The sequence below is a fragment of the Sphingomonas sp. P4_D12 genome (assembly GCF_056401895.1).
Map to the genome: position 1 here is coordinate 314,204 of NZ_JBFUIL010000006.1, position 21,362 is coordinate 335,565.

General features: G+C 65.1%; 17 protein-coding genes and 1 tRNA gene. 11 read left to right on the forward strand and 7 right to left on the reverse strand.

Annotated elements, in window-relative coordinates; all coding sequences use genetic code 11:
- Positions 1 to 16 precede the first annotated feature (16 nt).
- From AC1DSD_RS14005 to AC1DSD_RS14020, 4 genes are all read right to left on the reverse strand, one after another.
- A complete protein-coding gene (locus AC1DSD_RS14005; protein ID WP_478030919.1) occupies positions 17 to 424 on the reverse strand; it encodes a winged helix DNA-binding protein in 408 nt (135 codons plus the stop codon).
- Positions 370 to 846, reverse strand: coding sequence for a hypothetical protein (locus AC1DSD_RS14010; protein ID WP_478030921.1), 477 nt, complete (start codon positions 844 to 846; stop codon positions 370 to 372). Before AC1DSD_RS14010 ends, AC1DSD_RS14005 begins: the two co-directional genes overlap by 55 nt.
- Positions 847 to 876: 30 nt before the next feature.
- Complete coding sequence (locus tag AC1DSD_RS14015; protein ID WP_478030922.1) at positions 877 to 1,173, reverse strand: hypothetical protein; 297 nt, start codon at positions 1,171 to 1,173, stop codon at positions 877 to 879.
- Between the two features lie 136 nt (positions 1,174 to 1,309).
- Positions 1,310 to 1,744, reverse strand: coding sequence for a helix-turn-helix domain-containing protein (locus AC1DSD_RS14020; RefSeq protein ID WP_478030923.1), 435 nt, complete (start codon positions 1,742 to 1,744; stop codon positions 1,310 to 1,312).
- Positions 1,745 to 2,093: 349 nt separating this feature from the next.
- Between AC1DSD_RS14020 and AC1DSD_RS14025 the strand changes: the two genes are divergently transcribed.
- Positions 2,094 to 2,966 carry a TolB family protein gene (locus AC1DSD_RS14025; protein WP_478030925.1) on the forward strand — a complete coding sequence of 291 codons (873 nt, stop codon included), beginning with the start codon at positions 2,094 to 2,096 and terminating at the stop codon, positions 2,964 to 2,966.
- Between the two features lie 10 nt (positions 2,967 to 2,976).
- On the opposite strand, the gene AC1DSD_RS14030 is transcribed toward AC1DSD_RS14025, so the two are convergent.
- The 3 genes from AC1DSD_RS14030 to AC1DSD_RS14040 all read right to left on the reverse strand — a co-directional run bounded on the left by AC1DSD_RS14030 (position 2,977) and on the right by AC1DSD_RS14040 (position 5,186).
- The gene (locus AC1DSD_RS14030) at positions 2,977 to 3,897 is read right to left on the reverse strand and encodes an NAD(P)/FAD-dependent oxidoreductase (RefSeq protein ID WP_478030927.1); all 921 of its coding nucleotides are present in this window, start codon (positions 3,895 to 3,897) and stop codon (positions 2,977 to 2,979) included.
- A 45-nt stretch (positions 3,898 to 3,942) separates the two neighbouring features.
- Positions 3,943 to 4,449, reverse strand: a complete 507-nt coding sequence (locus AC1DSD_RS14035; protein ID WP_478030928.1) for a hemerythrin domain-containing protein — start codon at positions 4,447 to 4,449, stop codon at positions 3,943 to 3,945.
- A gap of 131 nt (positions 4,450 to 4,580) precedes the next feature.
- Positions 4,581 to 5,186: a TetR/AcrR family transcriptional regulator gene (locus AC1DSD_RS14040; protein ID WP_478030929.1), complete on the reverse strand. Its 606-nt coding sequence runs from the start codon at positions 5,184 to 5,186 to the stop codon at positions 4,581 to 4,583.
- Positions 5,187 to 5,286: 100 nt separating this feature from the next.
- Here AC1DSD_RS14040 and AC1DSD_RS14045 point away from each other — a divergent pair, with 100 nt between their 5' ends.
- The 10 genes from AC1DSD_RS14045 (at position 5,287) to AC1DSD_RS14090 (ending at position 21,348) form a co-directional block, all read left to right on the forward strand.
- Entirely contained in the window at positions 5,287 to 8,226 is a 2,940-nt protein-coding gene (locus AC1DSD_RS14045) for a DUF2339 domain-containing protein (protein ID WP_478030930.1), read from the forward strand.
- 1 nt (position 8,227) lies between these two features.
- Complete coding sequence (locus AC1DSD_RS14050; protein ID WP_478030931.1) at positions 8,228 to 11,623, forward strand: acyl-[ACP]--phospholipid O-acyltransferase; 3,396 nt, start codon at positions 8,228 to 8,230, stop codon at positions 11,621 to 11,623.
- A gap of 193 nt (positions 11,624 to 11,816) precedes the next feature.
- Positions 11,817 to 13,091, forward strand: coding sequence for a chymotrypsin family serine protease (locus tag AC1DSD_RS14055; protein ID WP_478030933.1), 1,275 nt, complete (start codon positions 11,817 to 11,819; stop codon positions 13,089 to 13,091).
- On the forward strand, positions 13,088 to 13,816 hold the full coding sequence (gene dapB, locus AC1DSD_RS14060) for a 4-hydroxy-tetrahydrodipicolinate reductase (RefSeq protein WP_478030935.1): 729 nt from the start codon (positions 13,088 to 13,090) through the stop codon (positions 13,814 to 13,816). The genes AC1DSD_RS14055 and dapB overlap by 4 nt, the downstream gene beginning before the upstream one ends.
- A gap of 19 nt (positions 13,817 to 13,835) precedes the next feature.
- Positions 13,836 to 14,489: an endonuclease III gene (nth, locus tag AC1DSD_RS14065; protein ID WP_478030937.1), complete on the forward strand. Its 654-nt coding sequence runs from the start codon at positions 13,836 to 13,838 to the stop codon at positions 14,487 to 14,489.
- An 18-nt stretch (positions 14,490 to 14,507) separates the two neighbouring features.
- Entirely contained in the window at positions 14,508 to 14,873 is a 366-nt protein-coding gene (locus tag AC1DSD_RS14070; RefSeq protein WP_478030938.1) for a hypothetical protein, read from the forward strand.
- A gap of 56 nt (positions 14,874 to 14,929) precedes the next feature.
- A tRNA-Arg gene (locus AC1DSD_RS14075) sits at positions 14,930 to 15,006 on the forward strand.
- A gap of 560 nt (positions 15,007 to 15,566) precedes the next feature.
- The gene (pdxR, locus tag AC1DSD_RS14080; protein ID WP_478030939.1) at positions 15,567 to 17,030 is read left to right on the forward strand and encodes a MocR-like pyridoxine biosynthesis transcription factor PdxR; all 1,464 of its coding nucleotides are present in this window, start codon (positions 15,567 to 15,569) and stop codon (positions 17,028 to 17,030) included.
- A 227-nt stretch (positions 17,031 to 17,257) separates the two neighbouring features.
- Entirely contained in the window at positions 17,258 to 20,245 is a 2,988-nt protein-coding gene (locus tag AC1DSD_RS14085; protein WP_478030941.1) for a TonB-dependent receptor, read from the forward strand.
- Positions 20,246 to 20,511: 266 nt separating this feature from the next.
- The gene (locus tag AC1DSD_RS14090) at positions 20,512 to 21,348 is read left to right on the forward strand and encodes a DoxX family protein (RefSeq protein ID WP_478030943.1); all 837 of its coding nucleotides are present in this window, start codon (positions 20,512 to 20,514) and stop codon (positions 21,346 to 21,348) included.
- Positions 21,349 to 21,362: the final 14 nt, after the last annotated feature.

Below are 21,362 nucleotides of genomic sequence, written 5' to 3' on the forward strand. Positions count from 1 at the left end.
GCCCTCCCAAGGCAGTTCAGTCGGTCGCTCCCGCCAGGGCCGCCTTCAGCGCATCGAATTCCGCTTGCAGGCAACCGCCGACGAGTTCCACGCCCTTGGACGTCAATCCGACCAGCGTGCGGCGCGCATCGTCCGGGTCCGGTACTCTGGTGACATAACCCGCTTCCATCAGGAAGATGAGGTGACGCAGCGCGGTCGAATGCGGTGCCGAACTGGCGAGACAGGCATCGCCGGTCGGCACCGCCCGCCGCTCGAAGGCGGAAATGAACAAGTCGAGCAGGATACTCCACTGCGCGCTGACCAGGCGGAGGTCCGACGCTACCTTCGTCCGTCGTCCCGCCGTCTTGAGCAGGAACTTGGCGTAGGCGATTAGACCGGAATCGGCGGGCGAGGCCCGGAGTTCATGCCGCCTGACGTCTCCCACACTCGACGTTGCCGATGCGCGGAAATCACTCCGATCAACAGGCTCACCAGCAGTGGCAGTGCCCAATAGGGTTGCGTGCTGACGTAGAGTTCCTTGGGAAATGCCGGATTCATGATTGCGGGAAAGTGCGCGAGGCACCCTCCCAATTGAGATGCTGCTGTCCATAGCGGCCAGAACCTTGTGCTTTGACGCGCGATCACGACGAGGATGATCAGGAATATGACGTCGACGACGATCACGCCCCAATTGGGTCCATGCCAATGGTTGCCGAACAGGCCGGCGGAGATCGAGGCGATGGCGGCAATCATATAAGAGGTTGCCACCCGTCGCTCGGTCACGCCGCCTCGAAACCATGCGAATACGCATAGTGCCGGAAACGCGATGACGTAGACGACAAGACCGATATAGAGATAGAGTTGCATAGGATCCGATTCCTATATCGGTCGACGAATTTACGCAGCCCTAGCCTTGCGGCCTGCCCCCATCAGTTTGTCGGTCCCGCAGCCGACATCGGACCCGTCCAGCCCCAGTACATCACGTGTGACGGCGAGACGCTGATGGCATTTGATCGTGTCCTCGCGAGCCTCGAATAGATGGGCGAGCGAATGCGCCGCCAGAACCGCCGCGTCGTGACCCACCTCAATCGACGCGCCCATTTCCATACGGCCACGGACGATCGAGCCGATCAGGTCGGTTTGGGCGATGATCGCGCTGTCGATGCCGGTTTCTGCCGGCAGCAACGCACGCATGATCCTCCGTGCCACTGCCAGGTTGGTTGTCGGAATGTCGGCGAGACTGCTAGTTTGCATTGATGCAACGGACATGATTCCCCCTCCGCCGGGACCACTGGTCCGGCCAATCAAAAATCGACTGCTGGATGCGCGCCTAGAGGCGCTCGATGAGCATGCGGATGGCGAGCATGTAGAGAGACACTGCCGTCACCATCAGCGACGCCGCGATTAGGATGGCGGCGATCGTCCCAGGATAGTTCAAGTCATTGGTCGGCCTTTCTCGCGTCGGGAACGGCCAGGGCAGCCGTCCGAGCCACGAGGAAGGCGCGTTAGAAACCTCATTCTCAACGCCGGAAATTGCCGATGAGGAAAAACCCCCTACCATCGCGCTACTGCTCATCAGTGCCCGAACCGCGCTGTCGCGATCGGAGAAACCGAGCTTTCGCACCGCATTGGCAATGTATGCGTCGACCGTTTTGGGGGAGAGTTGCAGGTCGGCCGCAATGTCCTTGGTGCGCTTGTGTTGCGCGACACCCTTCAAACATTCGATCTCCCGAGGGGTCAACGAAGAGAAGCGCGAATCATCCATGATGCTAAGCTAGCCCAATGCTGAACCATTTTGGACCGTTTAGTATTTTTGCGATACCAAGAAATAGTCGCGGTCAGCGTCCCCGGCCCTTTCCGGAGAGCGAGCACCCGACAGGCACCGCGCTATTCAGCTTCGCGGGAGAAGATGTTTGAGCATCGATATGCTGGTTTGGCCGCTCCCGACGACGGTCGCGAGGAAGTCCGGGAAGGATGGGGCCATTGAGTCGCTCGACCGAGTTCTGCTTCGACCGAAACGCTGCCGCTCTTGCCGATAACCGGCACCAATTACATAGATCGACGATGGCATTTGTTCATCATTGGCCGTGCCGAACGGCGCGACGGCTATCGGCATGATCTCCGCCCTGGCCCTTTCGCTCGCACTGGCACCGGCGACCGACGCGCTGGTTCGTCCCGGCATGATTTCGACCGCCGCGGCGGAAGTGCGAATCGCCCATAGCCCCGATGGCAGACGTATTTTGTGGGGCACGATCGGACGCGATGCCGCGGCGGACCAGCAGGATATCTGGGAAATCCACCGCATTCGCAGGGGATGGTCGGCGCCGGCACGGGTGTCGTTCGATACCGACGCGGCCGAATTCGATCCCGCTTTCTCGCCGGACGGCCGTTGGGTGTACTTCCAGTCCGACCGCGCCGGCGGGCTCGGCGGCAGCGACCTCTATGTCGTGTCGATTGATCCGGTCAGCGGCCGCTTCGGTACGCCCCGCAACCTGGGCCCGCAGGTCAACACACCCGGAGAGGAATGGGCCGCGACGCCAACGCCTGCGGGCGGGCTGATCTTTTCCTCAAACGGCTGGGGCGGCCGCGGCAAGCACGATCTGTACGAGGTCGATCTTCGCACGCCCGGTGCCAGGCCGGCCAATCTAGGCGATGCGATCAACGGCCCGCTCGACGAACTCGATGCCGCGGTTACGCCCAATGGCCGCACGCTCGTTTTCAGCGTTGGAGACATGGATGCGGATACGGCCGACGTGCGGCTGTTCATATCTTATCGTACGCGATCGGGTTGGACGTCGAGGCGCCCGCTGGGCATCGGTTGCTCTCCCTTCATCCTCGGCGCGGCGATCGACCGGCGAACGCCGGAGCGGCTTTATTATGCGGCGCATTGTGCGGACAGTCCGGGCCGCATGGACGTGCACGTAGCCAATATTAGCCGAGTCGTGGGGACGCCGGCGATGCCAGCCAGCAACGAAAGCCAGCGCTAAGCTTTTCGCCCTATCCAGGCGGTGTAGAGCGCAGCAGGGCGTGCTCGCTTGCCAGGTCGTTGCGGATCGTGGTCGCCGCCACGCCGCCTTCGCCCATCGCGTGGCTGATCTGGTCGAGCCCCTTGACCACGTCTCCCGCGGCATAGAGGCGACCGACATTGGTTCGCTGATGCGCGTCGACGATCAAGCAGCCTTCCTCCGACCGCGCCGCGCCGAGGCCCGCGGCCACTCCCGAATTGATGTCCGAACCCAGCGCCGGATAGAGGCTGTCGAAGCGCCAATCGCGGTTGGCTGTCCGCAGGCCGATCTCGTCGCCGTCGATCGCAAAAGCAGTGGCCGGACCGTCGACCGTTGCCACCCCGCATTGCGCCAATAGTGCGCGCTCGGCAGGGGTGAGGTCGTGCTTTCCCGCTGGTGCGATCAACGTCACATCGGCGGTGTAACCGCGCAGGAACACCGCTTCGCGCGTCCCGTGGCCGCCGGTGCCGAGCACGCCGACGCGGCGATCGGTCACTTCATAGCCGTCGCAGATCGGGCAATAGCGCAGCAATCCCCGCGCCAAGGCGGTCGCATGCAGATCGTCGGGCATCGGCGGGCGGCGATTGACCACCCCGGTCGCGAGCAGGACACTCCGCGTGGCGATGACCTCGTCACCGACCGAAACGTGCAGGCCGTCGGCAGCCGCCTTTAGCCCGGTGACCTCGGCCCGCACCAACGCCGCGCCATAGCGCCGGGCTTGCGTCCGCATGCGGTCGAGCAGATCGGTGCCGGCGATGCCATCGGGAAATCCGGCATGGTTGCGCGTCATCGGGATTGCCGCCGCGCGGCTGTTACCGGCATCGATCACGCGCACGTCGAGATGGAAGCGCGCGAGATAGATCGCCGCCGTCAGCCCGGCCGGGCCGCCGCCCACCACCACGCAGTCAAGCATGGCAACATGACGGCCCGGTTCGTGACGAACGGACGGGCGCGGCCGTCAGACGCTGGCCTCGGTCAAGGTCGTGGTTTCCGGCTTGGCGAGCCCATTCGCGTTATAATTGGCGATCAGCTCTTCCTTGCGCGCGCGCAGCTGATCGCCGAGCACATCCATGTCCAACCCGGCGTGGCGCGCCTGGCTGAACATGCCTTCCATCCGCTTTTCTTCCTCTTCGACATGGTGCTCGATCTGTTCCGACAGCACCTTGACCTTGGCGTCGTAAAACTCGTCGCTCGGCGCGCCCGCTTCGATCTCGGCGATCAGCACCTTGGCGCCGTCATGCTCGACATAGGCTTCCTTGAGCAGATCTTCTTCAACCTTGCCCTCGCAAGCGGGGTAGAATATCTCTTCCTCGATCTGGGCATGGACCGTCAGCTCGAGGCAGATTTCGAGCGCGATCTTCTGCTTGCGACCCTCACCGCTCGCCTTCTCGAACTGCTCGAACAGGTCTTCGACCTTGCGGTGATCGGATTTCAGCAGCGCGATCGCATCCTGTTTGTCGGCCATGGTGTCTCTCCTGATTTTCCCCCTTCAACCGCACCGAGGTTGGGTTCGTTCCAGGAGTCGCTTTGTTGCGAGTCGTTTGCAGGCTAGGCCGGATCCCGTGCAACGACCCGCAAAACGCTCGTCGCGTTTGCTTATTCGTCGCTCATCGCTCCCGCCGCCGCCAGCACTTCACGCACGCGCGCCAGCGCAGCGCCGTGCGGATCGTGTTCCTCGAGCAGCGCGAACGTGCCGTTGAGCGCGAACACGCAATGGCCATGCACAGTGGCGAGCAACGATCGCGCCAAGGCGGCGGAGCGGTCGCGGCGGTCGTCGGGCAGCACCGCGGCGATTTCACCTCGCAGAATGTCGGTCAGCACCCCGCGCTGACGCGCATAACGTTCGGGAAGCGGTACGCCGACCGGCAGGCGGTGGTCGTAGATCGCCATCCAAAGATTGCGGTTGCTCGTCGCGAAATCGAAATAGGAGGCGACCAGCAATGCGATGCGATCGGGACCGGCATTCTGCAGCGACCGGGCGATCGTTTCCGCCCAGATCAGGAAGGTGCGGCCGTTGATCGCCAGCATGAGGTCGTCGAGGCTGTCGAACACATTGTAGATCGTGCCGACCGAATAGCCGATCCGTTTCGCCACCTCACGCGCCGAGAAGCGCTGATAGCCGACCTCGGCCAGCAAGGTATGCCCCGCGCCGATTATCAGCTGTTCGAGTTCGTCGCGCGTATGATCTGACCGCCGTCCCATGGAGTCCGCCTAAAAGCTTAATTGAACACTGTCTAATATTTTTATTGAACACCGCTCAGTTTATGCTATCCAGCGTGCCATCCTGGAGGAGGCTCGGGCAATGACGGCGTTGGTGCTGATCGGTCTGATCGTGGTGGCGGCGGTTTTGTGGCAGCGCGACGACGCGCTCAAACTGCGGATCGCCTCGCTTGAGCTCGCGCTCGATCGCGGGGAGCGGATCGCGCGAGATGCCATGTCTGATCAAGCAAGATTCGAGCGCTCCGACTGGATTGCGCCGGAGCCGGGGCCGCCGTCGTCTGCCGAGGCAGAGCCAATCCCCCAAGCAATCGCCGAGACCGAACCGGTGACGCGCTATGCCGCGCCCGAATCCGAAACCCTCCCCCCTGCCCCGGCTATCGAACCGGTGACGCACGTCGCCGCGCCGGTCGAACATCACGCAAGGCGCTTCGGGTTCGAGGATATCTTCGGGCGCTACCTGCCGATCTGGGCGGGCGGCATCACGCTCGCGGTGGCCGGGTTCCTGATCGTCAAATATTCGATCGATTCCGGGCTGTTGTCGCCGCCAGTGCGCGTGATCCTGGGCCTGGCGTTCGGCAGCGCCCTGATCGCCGGCGCGGAACTCGCGCTGCGCCGCGACGACGTGGCGCGCGATCCGCGCATCCGCCAGGCTTTGTCGGGCGCGGGCATCGCGACGCTCTATGCCTCCGTCCTGGTCGCGGCGAATCTCTATCATTTGATCGAGCCGATGACCGCCTTTGCCGGGCTGGCCGCGATCACCTTGCTCGCAGGGTTGCTGTCGGTCCGCTTCGGCGCCCCGAGTGCAATATTGGGGCTGGTCGGCGGTCTCGCCGCGCCGGCGTTGGTCGGATCGACCTCCCCCGACGTGCCGTTGCTGGCGAGCTGGCTGGCACTGACCGCGGGCGGATTGTCGATGCTCGGGCGGCGGCAGGGCTGGTGGTGGCTCGGCGCGCTCGCGGTGGCGGGCGGGTTCGGCTGGGGTCTGGTATTGATCGCCACCGGATTGCACGACATCGCATCATTGCTGTCGACCGGCATGCTGATCCTGATGCTCGCGATCGTCTTTCCGCTTGCGATGGCCGGTGACCCCGGGCGTGTGGCTCGCTTGATCGCCGCCTTGTTCGGTTGCGCGCAAATGGCGGCGATCGTTGCGCTCGGCGGTTTCGCTCCGCTCGATTGGGGCCTGTTCGCCTTGCTGTCGGCGGCGATGATCTGGCTGGCACGACGCGAGCCCAGCTTTGCCGAATTGCCGCTAGCCGGATTGGTGGTCGGGCTGCTGCTCTCCGCTGTCTGGCCAAGCCCTGACGGCATGATGCTGGCGCTGGTGCTGGCCGGCGGGTCGGCGATCTATGGCTTGCCCGCCTTGTGGCGGCTGTGGCGCCCCGACGGCCGGTTGAGCGACGCGGCACAGGTCGCGGTGCTCGGCTTTGCCGGCGTATTGATCCCCGCGAGCCATTTCTGGCTCCAGCAGCCGCGCGCCGATTTCGCCCCGCTAGCGCTCGTCACCGCGATCGTGACCGGCGCAGCAGCCGGCTGGGGCTGGCGGATAGTCGATCGGCGCGATGATGCGCGGTTCGCGATCCTGGGTATCAGCGCGGTCGTGTTGACGGCGCTCGGTGCCAGCCTGACGGTGCCGGTATGGGCGATCGGGCCGATCGTCGCGCTGGGTGCGGCCGCTATACTGTTGCTCGGCCGCACCGCGGACGATGCTCGTATCGGCAACGCGTCGTTCGTGGCGGGAATGACTGCCATGGCGTTGCTCGTCGGCTATGACGCCAATGAGATCGGACGCGCGGTCGGCCTCGTGCAGGATCGCGATGCCGGCATCGCCTTGCTGCGCTGGACCGTCGGGGCGGCAGCGGCGACGAGCTTTGCCCGCTGGTCGATCGACCGCGGAGCGCGTCAGGTCAGTGCCGCGATCGCCGTCCTGCTCGTGTATGTCGCCGCGACGCAAATGGTGCCGGCAACTTGGCTGGCGCTGGTGCCAGCGGCGATGCTTGCCGGCGCGGCGCTGGCGGGCCGGCGCGCACCGCTGACCGTGGCGCCTATGGCTGCCTTGTTGTCGATCGGCTGGGCGGTACAGCCGCTGCTGATCTGGGCAACCGGCGCGGGCGGAGCGGTTGTCGGCATACCCTTCCTCGTCACGGCGACCCCAGCGATCGACATGACGCTGATCCGCGTTGCCGTACCGGCCTGCGTGCTGATCGCCCTGCTGCTCCGTAATATCCTGCCCGAGCGGCTGCGCGAGATCGGATCGATTGTCGCGATCGTGCTCAGCCTGATCGCCACCCACTCGCTGTGGAAGCATGTCCTGGCGATCGCCGACGCGGCGCGATTCGCCGCTGCCGGCATGGCCGAGCGAAGCCTGTGGGAAGCCTTGCTCGCCGCCACCGCTTTCGGCGCCTGGCGGCTCGGCGCCCAGCGCATCGCGATCGGACTGGGCGTCGCGGCCTTGCTCCACTTCGCGTGGTTCACCGGCGCGATGCACAACCCGTTATGGACCGACCAGTGGGTTGGGCCCTGGCTGGTGCCGGCTTATAGTCTGGCTTTCGTCTTGCTGTGGCTGTCGAGCCATGACTTCCCCGAGCCGGGCGCGGACCGCGCACGCGATGGAATGCGGATGGCGCTGATCCTGATGTTCGCAGCGTCGCTGCTCCGCCAGGCATTCCACGGCTCGTTGCTGTCGGAAGCGGGGGTGAGCCAGGCTGAGGATATTGGTCGGTCGCTGACCGCGATCGTGATCGCGATCGGCTTCCTGCAATGGGGCATCCGTCGTGCGTCGCGCGACTGGCGGATCGTCTCGCTGGTGCTGATGCTGGCGGCAGTGGGCAAGGTGTTCCTGCTCGACGCCGCGGGTCTTGACGGACTGCTGCGCATCGCATCGTTCGCCGCGCTTGGCTTCAGCCTGATCGGGGTGGGATGGCTCTACAGCCGCTATCTTCCCGATGCAGCATTGGCTGACGCCGCGTTGACCGAAGAGTCATACTCGGCCGATACCGTTCCTGCCGACACCCGGGGGTAACATGTCCGCACCTGATTTCTCGCTGCTCGCGAAGCGCCGCTTCGGGCCGATGTTCGTCGTCCAGTTCATCGGCGCGTTCAACGACAACGCGCTCAAATATGCGATGCTCTTCCTCGTCACCTTCACCCTCTACAAGGGCGACGAGAATGGGGCGGCGTCGCTTGCGGCGCTCGCCACCGGGCTCTTCATCCTGCCCTATTTCCTGTTCTCCGCGCTGGCCGGACAGATCGCCGACGGCTGGGACAAGGCGAAATTGATGCGCATCGTGAAGGCGGCGGAAATCGTCTTCATGGCGCTCGGTCTTGCGGGACTCGCGCTGCAATCGGTGCCGCTGCTGCTGACCGTCTTGTTTCTGATGGGGTGCCATTCGACCATCTTCGGCCCGGTCAAATATTCGATCCTGCCCCAGCATCTCGGCCCCAACGAGATCATGGGCGGCACCGGCATGATCGAAGCCGGGACGTTCCTGGCGATCCTGGGCGGCCAGTTGATGCCCAATTTCATCCCGCCCTGGGAAGCCGGGTTGGTCGCGACCGGGATGGCGGTTTTGGGGTTCCTCGCCAGCCTGGCGATCCCGCCGGCACCGGCCGCGCCAGGCGTCGTCCGGGTCGAGCGCAATGTGTTCCGCAGCACATGGCATGTGCTCAAATCGGCGCATGACGGGCGCGACGCCTGGCTGTGCATACTGGGAATCAGCTGGTTCTTCGCGATCGGCGCGGTGCTGCTCAACGATTTCGCGCCGCTGGTCACCAATCGCCTCGGTGCGGACAAGCCGGTCGTGACCCTGTTCCTGTTGGTCTTCTCGATCTCGATCGCGATCGGCTCGCTGGCCGTCAACCGCTTGCTCAAGGGCAAGGTATCGGCGCGCTACGTGCCGCTGTCGGCGCTGTTGATGGCCGGGTTCATGATCGACTTGTGGCTGGCCACGCGCGGCTTCGTCGTCACCGCGCCCGGTGCCGATATCGCGCGCTTCGTGGCGGCGCCGGGCAGCTGGCGCATCCTGATCGACCTCGCCGGCCTCGCCTTTGCCGGCGGCATGTTCATCGTCCCGCTCTATGCACTGCTCCAGACCAACAGCCCGGTCGCCGAGCGGTCGCGGATCATCGCCGCCAACAATATCGTCAATTCACTCGTCATCGTGCTGGTCATGGCGGTGGTGATCGCGATGGCGCATTACGGTGCAGCGATCCCCGTGGTGATCGCGACGATGGGCTTCGCGACATTGATCGTCGCCTTGGTCAGTTGCTGGCTCCTCCCCGAAACGGTGATCAAGCGGCTGATCCGGACCGTGCTGGAGATCGCCTATCGCGTCGAGGTGCATGGTGCCGAGAATATGCCCAGGCCGGGCGAGCGCGCGGTCGTCGTGGTCAACCATGTGTCGTGGCTCGATGGGTTGCTGCTCGCGGTGTTCCTGCCGGGCAAGCCGGTGTTCGCGGTACACAGCGCGGTGGTCGCGAGCTGGTGGATCAAGCCCGCGCTCAAGCTGTTCCGCGCTTTCCCGGTCGATCCGACCAATCCGATGTCGACCAAGGCGATGGTCAAGGCGGTCAAGGACGGCAACACCTTGGTGATCTTCCCCGAGGGACGGATTACCGTCACCGGCGCGCTGATGAAGGTGTTCGACGGCCCCGGCATGGTCGCCGACAAGGCCGATGCGCCGATCATCCCGGTGCGCATCGACGGGGCGCAATATTCGACCTTTTCCAAGTTGCGCGGCAAGGTGCGATTGAAGTTGTTCCCCAAGATCACGCTGACCGTGTTGCCGCCGCGGCGGTTCGAGATTCTGGGCGAGATGACCGCGCGCGCCCGCCGCACGATCGCCGGGCGCCGTCTCTACGACGAGATGAGCAACATGATCTTCGCGACGTCGGACACGGACACGACGTTGTTCCAGGCGCTGCTCGACGCCAAGGACATCAATGGCGGCAAGTCGGCGATCGTCGAAGACATCAAGCGCGAACCGATGACCTACAAGAAACTGGTCGTCGGCAGCATGGCGCTGGGCCGCGCGTTCGATCCGATGACCAGACAAGGCGAAGCGGTCGGCGTGCTGCTGCCCAATGTCGCGGGCGTGGTCGCGACCTTCTTCGCGCTGCAGCGGATCGGACGCGTGCCGGCCATGCTCAATTACACTGCCGGGCTGACCAATTTGAAGGCGGCGTGCCAGGCGGCTGAAGTCAAAACGATCATTACGGCACGCGCCTTCGTCACGCAGGGCAAGCTCGAGCCGATCGTCGAAGGACTTGAGGCCGATGGCCGCAAGATCGTCTATCTCGAGGATATCGGCACCGGACTCGGCACGGTCGCCAAGCTGCGCGCCTTGGTCGCGGCGCGCTGGGCGGGACGGCTGCATCGCCGCCGTAAAGTATCGCCCGACGACGCGGCGGTGATCCTGTTCACCAGCGGGTCGGAAGGGCTGCCCAAGGGCGTGGTGCTTACCCATCGCAACCTGCTGTCCAACTGCAAGCAATTGTCGGCGCGGATCGACTTCAATTCGTCCGACCTGGTGCTCAACGCGCTGCCGGTGTTCCATAGTTTCGGGCTCACCGGGGGTACGTTGCTGCCGATCCTGAGCGGGATCCGCACCCTGCTCTATCCCAATCCGCTCCACTACCGGATCGTCCCGGCGTTGGCCTATGATGCCAATGCGACGATCCTTTTCGGTACCGACACCTTCCTGGCCGGCTATGCGCGAATGGGGCACAATTTCGACTTCTATTCGGTCCGCTACGTCTTCGCCGGCGCTGAGCGCGTCCGCGACGAGACGCGCAAGGTATGGGCCGAGAAGTTCGGCGTGCGCATCTTCGAAGGCTATGGCGCGACCGAGGCGTCGCCGGTGATCGCGGTCAACACGCCGATGCATTTCAAGGCGGGCAGTGTCGGGCGCCTGCTGCCGGGGATCGAGGCCAAGGTCGAGCCGGTCGAGGGTATCTGGGAAGGCGGCAAATTGTCGATCCGCGGGCCCAATATCATGGCCGGCTATATGAAGGCCGACGGCCCCGGCATGCTGCAGCCGCCGGTCGAGGGCTGGCACGATACCGGCGATATCGTGACGATCGACGAGATGGGGTTCATCACCATCCGTGGCCGCGCCAAGCGCTTCGCCAAGATCGGCGGGGAGATGGTCTCGCTGCCTGCGGTCGAGGGCTATGCCGCCGCGGTGTGGCCCGACGCCGACCATGCCGTGGTAACGCGTGCCGATCCGCGCAAGGGCGAGCAACTCGTGCTGTTCACCACCGCCAAGGGAGCGAAGGCGCAGGAACTTCAGGCTTGGGGCAAGGCGAACGGGATCGCCGAGTTGGCTGTGCCGCGCGATATTCGGGTGGTCGAGGCATTGCCCGTGCTCGGGACGGGGAAGCTCGATTATGTGACCATGGGAGCAATGGCGGCGGGCTAGTCTCTCAGCGGTTCGCCAAGCTCAGGACGAACGGGGTGGTGGAATTGGACAGTGAACCAACACCTTCGCCACACCGGCCTTGTGCCGGCGTCCACCGGGAGGCAGGCGCTGGACAAGAGGCTCTCGCTTCGCGGATGGTGGCACCGTGGATCCCGGGACAAGCCCGGGATGACGATGTAGTGATGGCGGCCATATGCGTATTCTGCTGACCGTCTTTTTGCTTTTCTTCGCGGTTCTGCCCAGCATGGCGAACGCGCAGACCATCGAAACCCGGGCGGAAGCCCTGACCCGCGACGCCGCCGAATATGCCAAGCTGTTCGCCGTCCCGCAGGATGAAGCCGAACGCCGCCTCGCCGCGCTCGATGCCAGCGTCCCCGTCACCGACGCGATCGAAGCCAAATATCGCGACCGCATCGCCGGCATCTCGATCCAGCATCGTCCCGACTTCCGCATCAACGTTTACCTGACCGGCAGCGAGGCCGTTCCCGACGAGACGCTGCAACTGGGCGGGATGACCGTCCCCGTCACCTTCCGCACCGGCGCGCGCGCCTCGCGCGATCGCGTAATCTGGGCAGTGACCTGGCACCAGGCGCAGATCCGCGCGATGTTCTCGCGCCCGCCCGCCATGGGCCTCGACCCGCGTACAGGCGAATTGGTCGTGCTCATCACCAGTGGCGAGGCGAAGAGCGGCGTCGAGCAATGGCGCAAGAAGGTCGAGGGCGTGGCGGGCGTGCCGGTCAGCATCCGCGTGGTCGATCAGGTCGACGTCAATCTGTCCGCGCCACCGCTTGGCGGCGCGCGGCTGGAAGGCGTCAGCCCGGATGACGGCAAGCGTTATCTGTGCACCAGCGGCTTCGTCGTCACCGATGGCGCGCGCTACGGGGTCGCCACCGCCGCGCACTGCCTCGACCAAATGAGCTTCATCGCCCCCGACCACAGTGAGGTGCCGCTCGATTTCGTCGGCCAATGGGGATGGGGTTATCACGACCTCCAGATCGGCACCGTGCAGGGGCCGCTCGCCGGGCTATTCTACGCCGATACCGCCAAGACGATCGAGCGCCCGGTGACGGGATCGCGCACCCGCGATCAGACGCGCGCGGGCGACTTCGTCTGCCATCGCGGCGAGCGCACCGGCTATAGTTGCGCATTGGTGGAGCTGACCGATTTCGCGCCGGCCGGCGATCTGTGCGGCGGCGCGTGCCTGCCGACCTGGGTCACCGTCTCCGGCCCGACCTGCAAGGGCGGCGACAGCGGGTCGCCGGTGTTCTCGGGCACGACCGCGCTCGGCATCCTCAAGGGTGCGACCTATCGTCCCGACGGCAGCTGTGCCTTCTATTTCTACATGTCGGTTGATTATCTGCCCCAGCCCTGGTCGCTGGTATTGGGCGCCGCGCCCGCACTGCCCGGCGCTCAGCCTCCCTTACCCCCTGTCGCGCCGCCGGAGATTGGTGCAAGGGGACAGCCATGACCGCGATAGGGATTCTGGGGAGCGAGGGCCGGATGGGCCGCGCGATCGCCGCGATCGCCGCCGATTTCGGCGCGACCGTGGCGGGGGGCGTCGACGCCGGCGGCGATCCGCTGACGCTCGCGCGTGGCGCCGACGTGCTGGTCGACTTCACCGCGCCGTCCGCGCTCGAAGCCAATCTGGCGGCGGCGTGCGAGGCGGGGACGCCGATCGTCGTCGGCACGACCGGGCTGGGCCCGCAGCATCACGATTTGATCGACAATGCCGCCGCGCGGATCGCGGTGCTGCAGACCAGCACGACCTCGCTCGGCATCACGCTGCTTACCCGGCTGGTCGCCGATGCCGCCGCGCGGCTCGGACCCGATTGGGATATCGAGATCGTCGAGGCGCATCATCGCCACAAGGTCGACGCGCCGTCGGGCACCGCTCTGCTGCTCGGCGATGCGGCGGCCGAGGGACGCGGCGCGGCGCTTGCCGATCTCAAAGTGGTCGACCGCGCCGGACTGAGCGGAGCACGGAGCGAAGGGACGATCGGCTTTTCCGCGATCCGCGGCGGATCGATCGCCGGCGATCATCAGGTAATCTTCGCCGGACCGGGCGAACGGCTCGAACTGATCCACCGCGCCGAAAGCCGCGAGATGTTCGCGCGCGGCGCGGTGCGTGCGGCTTTGTGGCTCGCCGGCCAGCCGGCCGGGCGCTACACGATGCCCGAGGTATTGGGCCTGTGAGGCCAACGGTGAGGAGCGCATGAACAAGGCCGATGTGGTCGAGTTCTTCAGCCGCCTCGCCGCCGACAATCCGCATCCCGAAACCGAACTCGAATCGGGCAATCCCTATCAATTGCTCGTCGCGGTCGTGCTGTCGGCGCAGGCGACCGATGTCGGGGTCAACAAGGCGACCCGCAAGCTGTTCCAGCAGGTCCATACCCCGGCGCAGATGGTCGCGCTCGGCGAAGAGAAGCTCAAGGAGCATATCAAGACGATCGGGCTGTTCAACACCAAGGCGAAGAACGTCATCGCGCTGTCCGAGCAGTTGATCGCCGATCACCAGGGCGAGGTCCCCGACGACCGCGACGAGTTGGAGAAGCTACCCGGGGTCGGGCGCAAGACCGCCAATGTCGTGATGAACGTCGCCTTCGGTGCCGAGACCTTCGCGGTCGACACCCACATCTTCCGCGTCGGTAACCGCACCGGCCTGGCGCGTGGCAACACCCCGCTAGCGGTCGAGCTCAAGCTGGAAAAGGCCGTGCCGCAGCCGTTCCGGCTGCATGCTCATCACTGGTTAATCCTGCACGGCCGATATGTCTGCAAGGCGCGCACGCCCGAATGCTGGCGATGCGTCGTTGCCGATCTTTGTGCGTTCAAGCCCAAGACGCCGGCGCCCAAGACCCGCGCCGCCTGATACGGAGTTAGAAAAGCCATGCGCCCGCTCTTGTTCGCTCTCGCCGCCGCCGCGATCGTCGCCCCGCTGAGCGCGAAGGACAAGGAAGTCCCGCCCGCGACCCCCGCCGGCCCCGCGGTCGATTGCGTCAATCTGAGCCAGGTGCGCGAGACGCATGTCCGCAGCGACAGCGTGATCGATTTCGAGATGAACAACCGCAAGATCCTGCGCAACACCCTGCCCAATTCGTGCCCCGGCCTCGGCTTCGAGGAGCGCTTCGCTTATTCGGTATCGACCAACCAATTATGCTCGGTCGATACGATCACCGTGCTGCAATCGGGCGGTGCTGGCCCCGGCCCGCGTTGCGGCCTGGGCAAGTTCCAACCGGTCACGATTACGAAATAGGCGCGAAATAGAATCGCTGGCGCGCGCAGCGATGCTTTGCTAGGCGCACCCGGCTCGCACCCGTAGCTCAGCTGGATAGAGCGCTGCCCTCCGAAGGCAGAGGCCACAGGTTCGAATCCTGTCGGGTGCGCCATTTCTCAATGACTTATCGGGCAGCGCGGAACGTGTTTCCGCAATCCGCCCGAGTTATGCCCGTGCTACCCTTTTTCGTTCCCGGCACGTCGTAGTTCGCGCCCTGACGTATTGGAGGCCCCCCGGCCCCTGTCGCTTACGCTGGCGCGTAGTCCGTTGACCCGACGGCCATTGACGACGTCGCCGAGTGTCAGTCCACGCCGGACGGTGCCGCGGACCATTCGATGTGCAGGTTGTCGGACGCGTCGAGAGCAAATAGGTTCAAAACGACGTGAGCCGACGCCTATGGCAAAGGCAATCGACCTGGCCCGACATCCGTTCAGCCCGGCAAGCATGAGAGACAGCGCCGAAAATGCTCGGTATCGGCCAGTCGCGACGACACCTCGCCATATCGCATCGCCCCATCGCCTTTCCCAAGGCCGGGTCCGCCTGCTCACGTCTTTCCCTATGGCACGATGGGCGTGCTACAACATCGGCCACGGACCAGCGTATGGGATATGCCACGCCTGCCGCAGCGCATGTTGCATGGGTTCCTTCCGGTTACGAGCGGATTTTGACCCGATGAATGACCTACGTCCCTTCGATGATGCCGCCGGGCGCGAGGCCGCCGGCGAGGCCGCCACACCCTTGTATCGCCAGCTGTACGATCGGATCGTCCAGTCGATCCTGGACGGGCGGCTGCAGCCCGGCGACCGGCTGCCGTCTGCGCGCGCCTATGCCAATGAGACGGGCGTTGCGCGGGGCACCGTCGATGCGGCCTATGGAATGTTGGCGGGCAACGGCTTTATCGACACACGACCGCGGATCGGCACGATTGTCGCGCGGCGCCCGCCGGCGGGCAATGACGATCTGCCTGGAGCGTCACCGGCCGCGGCATCGACCAAGTCCACACGCTCCTGGCGGCCCGACGCGTTGCTGCCGCTTACGCCGGGCGTCCCGGCGCTTGACCTCTTTCCCCGCAAGATATGGGCGCAGGCCATCGGCCGGGCCGCGCGCGCGACCAGCGGCACCGACATGATCTATCCCGACGCGGCCGGGCTGCCGCAATTGCGCAGCGTCATTGCTACCCAGCTCGGCGTCTCGCGCGGCATCGCCTGCGCACCCGAGCAGATTGTCGTGACGGGCGGCTTCCAATCCGGGCTCACCCTCATCATGCGCGAGTTGGCCGGCCGTGGCCGGTCGGTATGGCTCGAGGATCCCGGCTATCCGATCTCGGGTGCCGCGGTGCGCCAGGCGGGGCTCGGCCAGATCATGGTACCGGTCGATCGCGAGGGCCTGTCGGTCGACGCCGGACGCGCGCTCGATCCGCACGCCGCGCTTTGCGTCGTGACCCCAGCGCATCAATATCCATTGGGGACCGCGATGTCGCTCGCGCGACGTCAGCAACTATTGGCCTGGGCGTACGAGCAAGGCGCCTGGGTGGTGGAAGACGATTTCGATGGCGAATTTCGCAGCGACGGGCGCAGCCTGCCCTCGCTGAAGAGCATCGATGAAGGCGAACGCGTGCTCTATGCCGGCACGTTCAGCAAGTCGCTCTTCCCGGGTCTACGGCTCGGTTACATCGTCGCTCCGCGGCCGATCGCCGATCGCTTGCGCCGCGCGCTGCGCGTTAGCGAAGGCGGTCGCTCGATCGTCGACCAGACGGCCGTCGCCGACCTTCTCGCCAGCGGCCAGTTCGCGCGTCACGTCCAGCGCATGCGGATCGCCTACGCCACGCGCCGCGACGCCATGACGCAGGCGATCGAGGCAGAGTTCGCTGGAGGAGCACAGATCGACCAGGCGATCGGCGGCCTTCATCTGCTGCTGAGGATTCCCGGCGAAGGCAGCCGGTTCGCTCATTTCGATCCATTGCGGCCGGAGGGACTGGGAGCACTCGCTCTGGCACGCCTCACTGCGCGCGAGGACCTGCGCGACGCCCTTCTGGTTGGTTTCGCCAACGTCCCCGAGCGGCGGGCGCCGGCGCTCGCCAAGCGGCTGGCGGAGGCGATTACACGCGGCCCGCCGACGCTCGACGCCGCTCCCTAGCCGTCACCTTTCCTCTATCGCGGGTCGGCTGCCGCTTGGCCCAGCCGCAATCCGGCATTCTGGCCCAATCGGCTCGCGCCGCTTCTTGCGACACCGCGCGGTCGATCGTGCCCGGTAGGCATCCGTCTGCCGGGCGATCGCGATAACGCGCACCCGCCACGCCTCCACCGAACCGCACCAGAGCGGCAGCCGGGGCGACCGGCGGGTTCACAAGGGGTTGGACATTAATGACCGAGAACGAAGCATTTCCGCTGGGAAACCGTACCAGAGCACGCCGAGCCCATTTCAAGACGGCAGCCAGCCTTGCAGTGCTGACGTGTTGCGCGCTGGCAGCGACGCAACCGGCATTCGCCCAGGAAACGGCGAGCAATGCCGTCAAGCCTCAGGACGCGACGCCGGCGTCGAGCCAGCCCGCCCCCGATAACGGCCAGGACGCCATGGCGAACGATATCGTCGTCACCGGTACGTTGTTCCGCCGCACGGATACCGAGACGCCGTCGCCGGTCACGTCGCTATCGGCTCAGACGCTGGAACAGCGCGGCCTGACGACGATCGCCGATGCGATCAACACCATTTCGGCGGGCAATGGCGGCAGTGTTCCGCAGGGTTTCATGAATGCCTTCGCCTCGGGTGCGCAGGGCGTGTCGTTGCGCGGTCTCACCGTCAACTCGACGCTGATCCTGTTCGACGGCCTGCGCCCCGCTTATTACCCGCTCGCCGATGACGGCCAGCGCAGCTTCGCCGACCTCAACACCATTCCGTCGGCGATCGTCGATCGTATCGAGGTGTTGCGCGACGGTGCGTCGTCGACCTACGGCGCCGACGCCGTCGGCGGCGTGGTCAACGTGATCATGAAGAAGGAGATCACGGGGATCCAGGGTCGCCTCGAAGGCGGCGTCTCGCAGCGCGGCGACGGCGGCGGCCAGCGCGCGCAGCTCACGGCCGGCTACGGCAAGCTGAGCGAGCAGGGCTGGAACATCTATATCAGCGGCGAATATCAGCACCAGAAATCGATCTGGGCGCGCGACCGCGGCTTCCCGCTCAACACCAACAACCTGTCGTCGATCGATGCCGGCAACGGCTTCACCGGGGCCAATGGCGACGTCGACTTCCTGCCGCCGAGCGTCAGCAGCGCCAGCAGCACGACGGTCGCGGTGGTTCGCCCGGCCAACCAGATCACGCCCGGCAACATCCTGAGCGGGGTCGCGATCGCCGGCGGCCAGTATCAGATCCTCGGACGCACCGATTGCGGCGCGGGTCTGACCACGCGCACCAACTCGGCGGGCCAGTATTGCGAGGAAGATCAGGTCAAGAAGTATGGACAGCTGGCGCCCGATCAGACCCGGTTTGGCGGCACCGCCCGCTTGACCGTCAATGTCGGTTCGAATGCGCAGGCCTATCTCGCAGGCACGTTCTACGAGAGCATCATCTTCCAGAATCGCCCGCCCAGCACCCTGCGGTCCAACAACCCGGTGTTCACTTACGGCCTCGTCCTGCCGTCGCATCTGTCGAACGGCTCACTCAATCCGCAGGACCCCTATGCCGCGGCGGGCAAGGCGGCGATGATCTTCTACTCGTTCGGCGATATTCCGTCGGCGCTGAAGAACACGTCGCAAACCTATCGCATCGCGGGCGGCATCGACGGCAAGTTCGGCGACGGCGGCGTCTGGAGCTACAGCCTGAACGGCAGCTACATGCGCACCAACCTGACCCAGGATCGCACCGGCAACATCAATCTCGCCGGCCTCACCAAGGCGATCAACGACGGCACCTATAATTTCATCAATCCGTCGTCGAACAGCCAGGCGATCCGCGATCAGATTTCGCCCGAACAGCAGAGCAAGGCGCATTCGGAAACCGGTGAAATCCAGGGCGTCGTCACCCACGATCTCTTCCAGCTGCCGGGCGGTCCGCTCAGCCTCGGTGTCGGTGGCGAGTTCCGCTATGAAAACATCTTCGATCCGACGCCGAATCCAGGCAATCAGTTCCTGACGATCAACGCCTTCACCGCGATCGGTCACCGTTACATCAGTTCGGCCTTCTACGAAGTCCAGGCGCCGGTGCTGAACATGCTCGAACTCAACGCGTCGGGCCGCTACGACCATTATTCGATCGGCTTCGACCATTTCTCCCCGAAGTTCGGGTTCAAGTTCAAGCCGATCAAGCAACTGGCGATCCGTGGCACCTATTCGGAAGGCTTCCGGGCGCCGTCGGTGCCGGAAACCAGCGGTAACGTGATCGGGTTCGTCAACTACACGCCCAACTCGACCGTGTCGGCGGCGCATGGCAACAACGCCTATGTGCTGCCCTACTCGCTCGGCCTCAATTCGGTCGGCAACCCGAACCTGAAGCCCGAAACATCGCGAAGCTTCACGTTCGGTACCGTGTTCCAGCCTGTGCACTCGATCAGCCTGACGATCGACTATTACAACATCAGGAAGAAGAACGTCATCTACAGTCCGGCTGATTCAACGTTTGCAACCACGTACCTCGGCAATGGCGTGACCGCCGGCGCGTTGCCGCCGGGGATCACGGTCACGCTCAATCCGGCCGATCCCGACCATCCCAATCTGCTCGCCACGCCGCTGTTTGTGAACGCGGCCTACCAAAATGGTCAGTCGCTCAAGACCTCGGGCATCGACGCCCAGCTCCAGGCGACATTCCACCTCGGGCCGGACGTCAAATGGACGACCAATCTCGAGGGCACAGAGGTTCTCGAGTACAAGCAGATCAATGCCGATGGCTCGATCTACGATTATCTCGGGACCCTCGGATCGTACAATGTAACCTCGGCATCAGGCACGCCGCGCTGGCGTGCGACGTGGCAGAACACGCTGGAGATCGGGCCTTGGGCGGTAAGCCTGACGGGCTATTACACCAGCGGATATAGGGGCTGGGCGGCCGATTATGCCGGCGTCGGCAGCTGCGGCGCGGGCGCGACACCCGAATCGTCGGTCAAGTACAATGCCGACGGTACCGCGCGCACGCTTGGACCGGCGCTGCAATGCACGGTGAAGCACTTCCTCTCGTTTGACCTCAATACCAGTGTGAAGGTCGGCGACCGCTTCACCTTCTATGCCAATGTGGCCAATCTGTTCGACGCCAAGGCGCCGTTCGATCCGAACACCTATGGCGGCAACAACTACAATCCGGCCTGGGCTGCCTCGGGCGCGATCGGCCGGTATTTCAAGGCGGGCGCGACGTTCAAGTTCTGACGTCATCGTTGCGAGCGGAGGGGTCGGGCAACCGCCCGGCCTCTCCGTTGCGCAACGGCAAATCATCCGGCCCGACCCGCGCCCGCGACAGGCGCCGATCGCCAGCGGCCCAGAGGCCGTGGTGGCCGACGGCCCGGTCTGGCTCATACCGCGAAGTCCCAACTGGCCCGTGACGGTTTCGCCACACGATCTGACAGTGCCGGCCGCGCGGAGGCAGACGATCGCCACGCGCGGTGCCCATCCCGTCCACGCCCTGGGAGACTGACATGAACCGGCTCGAACGCCACCCCGCGCTGCGCGGCGCCCGGTTCATGTCCGGGCCGGAGGCGCTGCGAGACAAGCTGCGGCCGCTGCCTGCGCGCGTGTCGCTTGCGATCGGCATCGGCGGCGCGCTGACCGCGATGATTGCGATGGGCCTGTTGACGCTCGTCTTCGGCGACACGCTGCTGCAATGGCAGCCGCTTCCCGCCGGCATTACCGGCCGCCTCGTCATCGTCTATCTCTCGGCGCTGCTCCTGATCGTCACCGGCTCCGCCCTGGTCGCGAAAGCCGCGCGTCCGATCGCCGCCAATGTCGCTGGCGGCTGGTTTCTACTCTGGGCGATCGCCCTGCACTTGCCGCTGGTCTGGGCCGCGCATGGCTCGGTCGCCTCGCTGAACGGTACGGCGGAGAACCTCGCCATGGCCGCGGGCCTGGCAACATTGGCGAGCAACGACGACCGCTGGACAAAGCTGCTCCGCCGCGGGTTCGGGCTGTGCTGCATCGTGTTCGGAACGGCGCATTACGTCTATGCGGACTTCACCGCGGGCATGATCCCGGCATGGCTGCCACATCATCTGGTGCTCGCCTACCTGACCGGGACGATCCACATCGTAACCGGCCTGTGCCTGTTGATCGATCGCGCCGCCGCGCTGGCAGCAACCGTCGAGGCCCTGATGATGTGCTCGTTTGTGCTCCTCCTGCACCTTCCGCGCGTGGCAGCGGCGCCCGGCAACCGGCTGGAACTGACGATGCTGACAATGGCGGTGATGCTGGCCAGTTCGGCCTGGCTTGTTGCCGCACGCGCAACTTTTCCAACAGGAAAAGAGACCGACAAGACTTAGCGAAAACGGGCGGC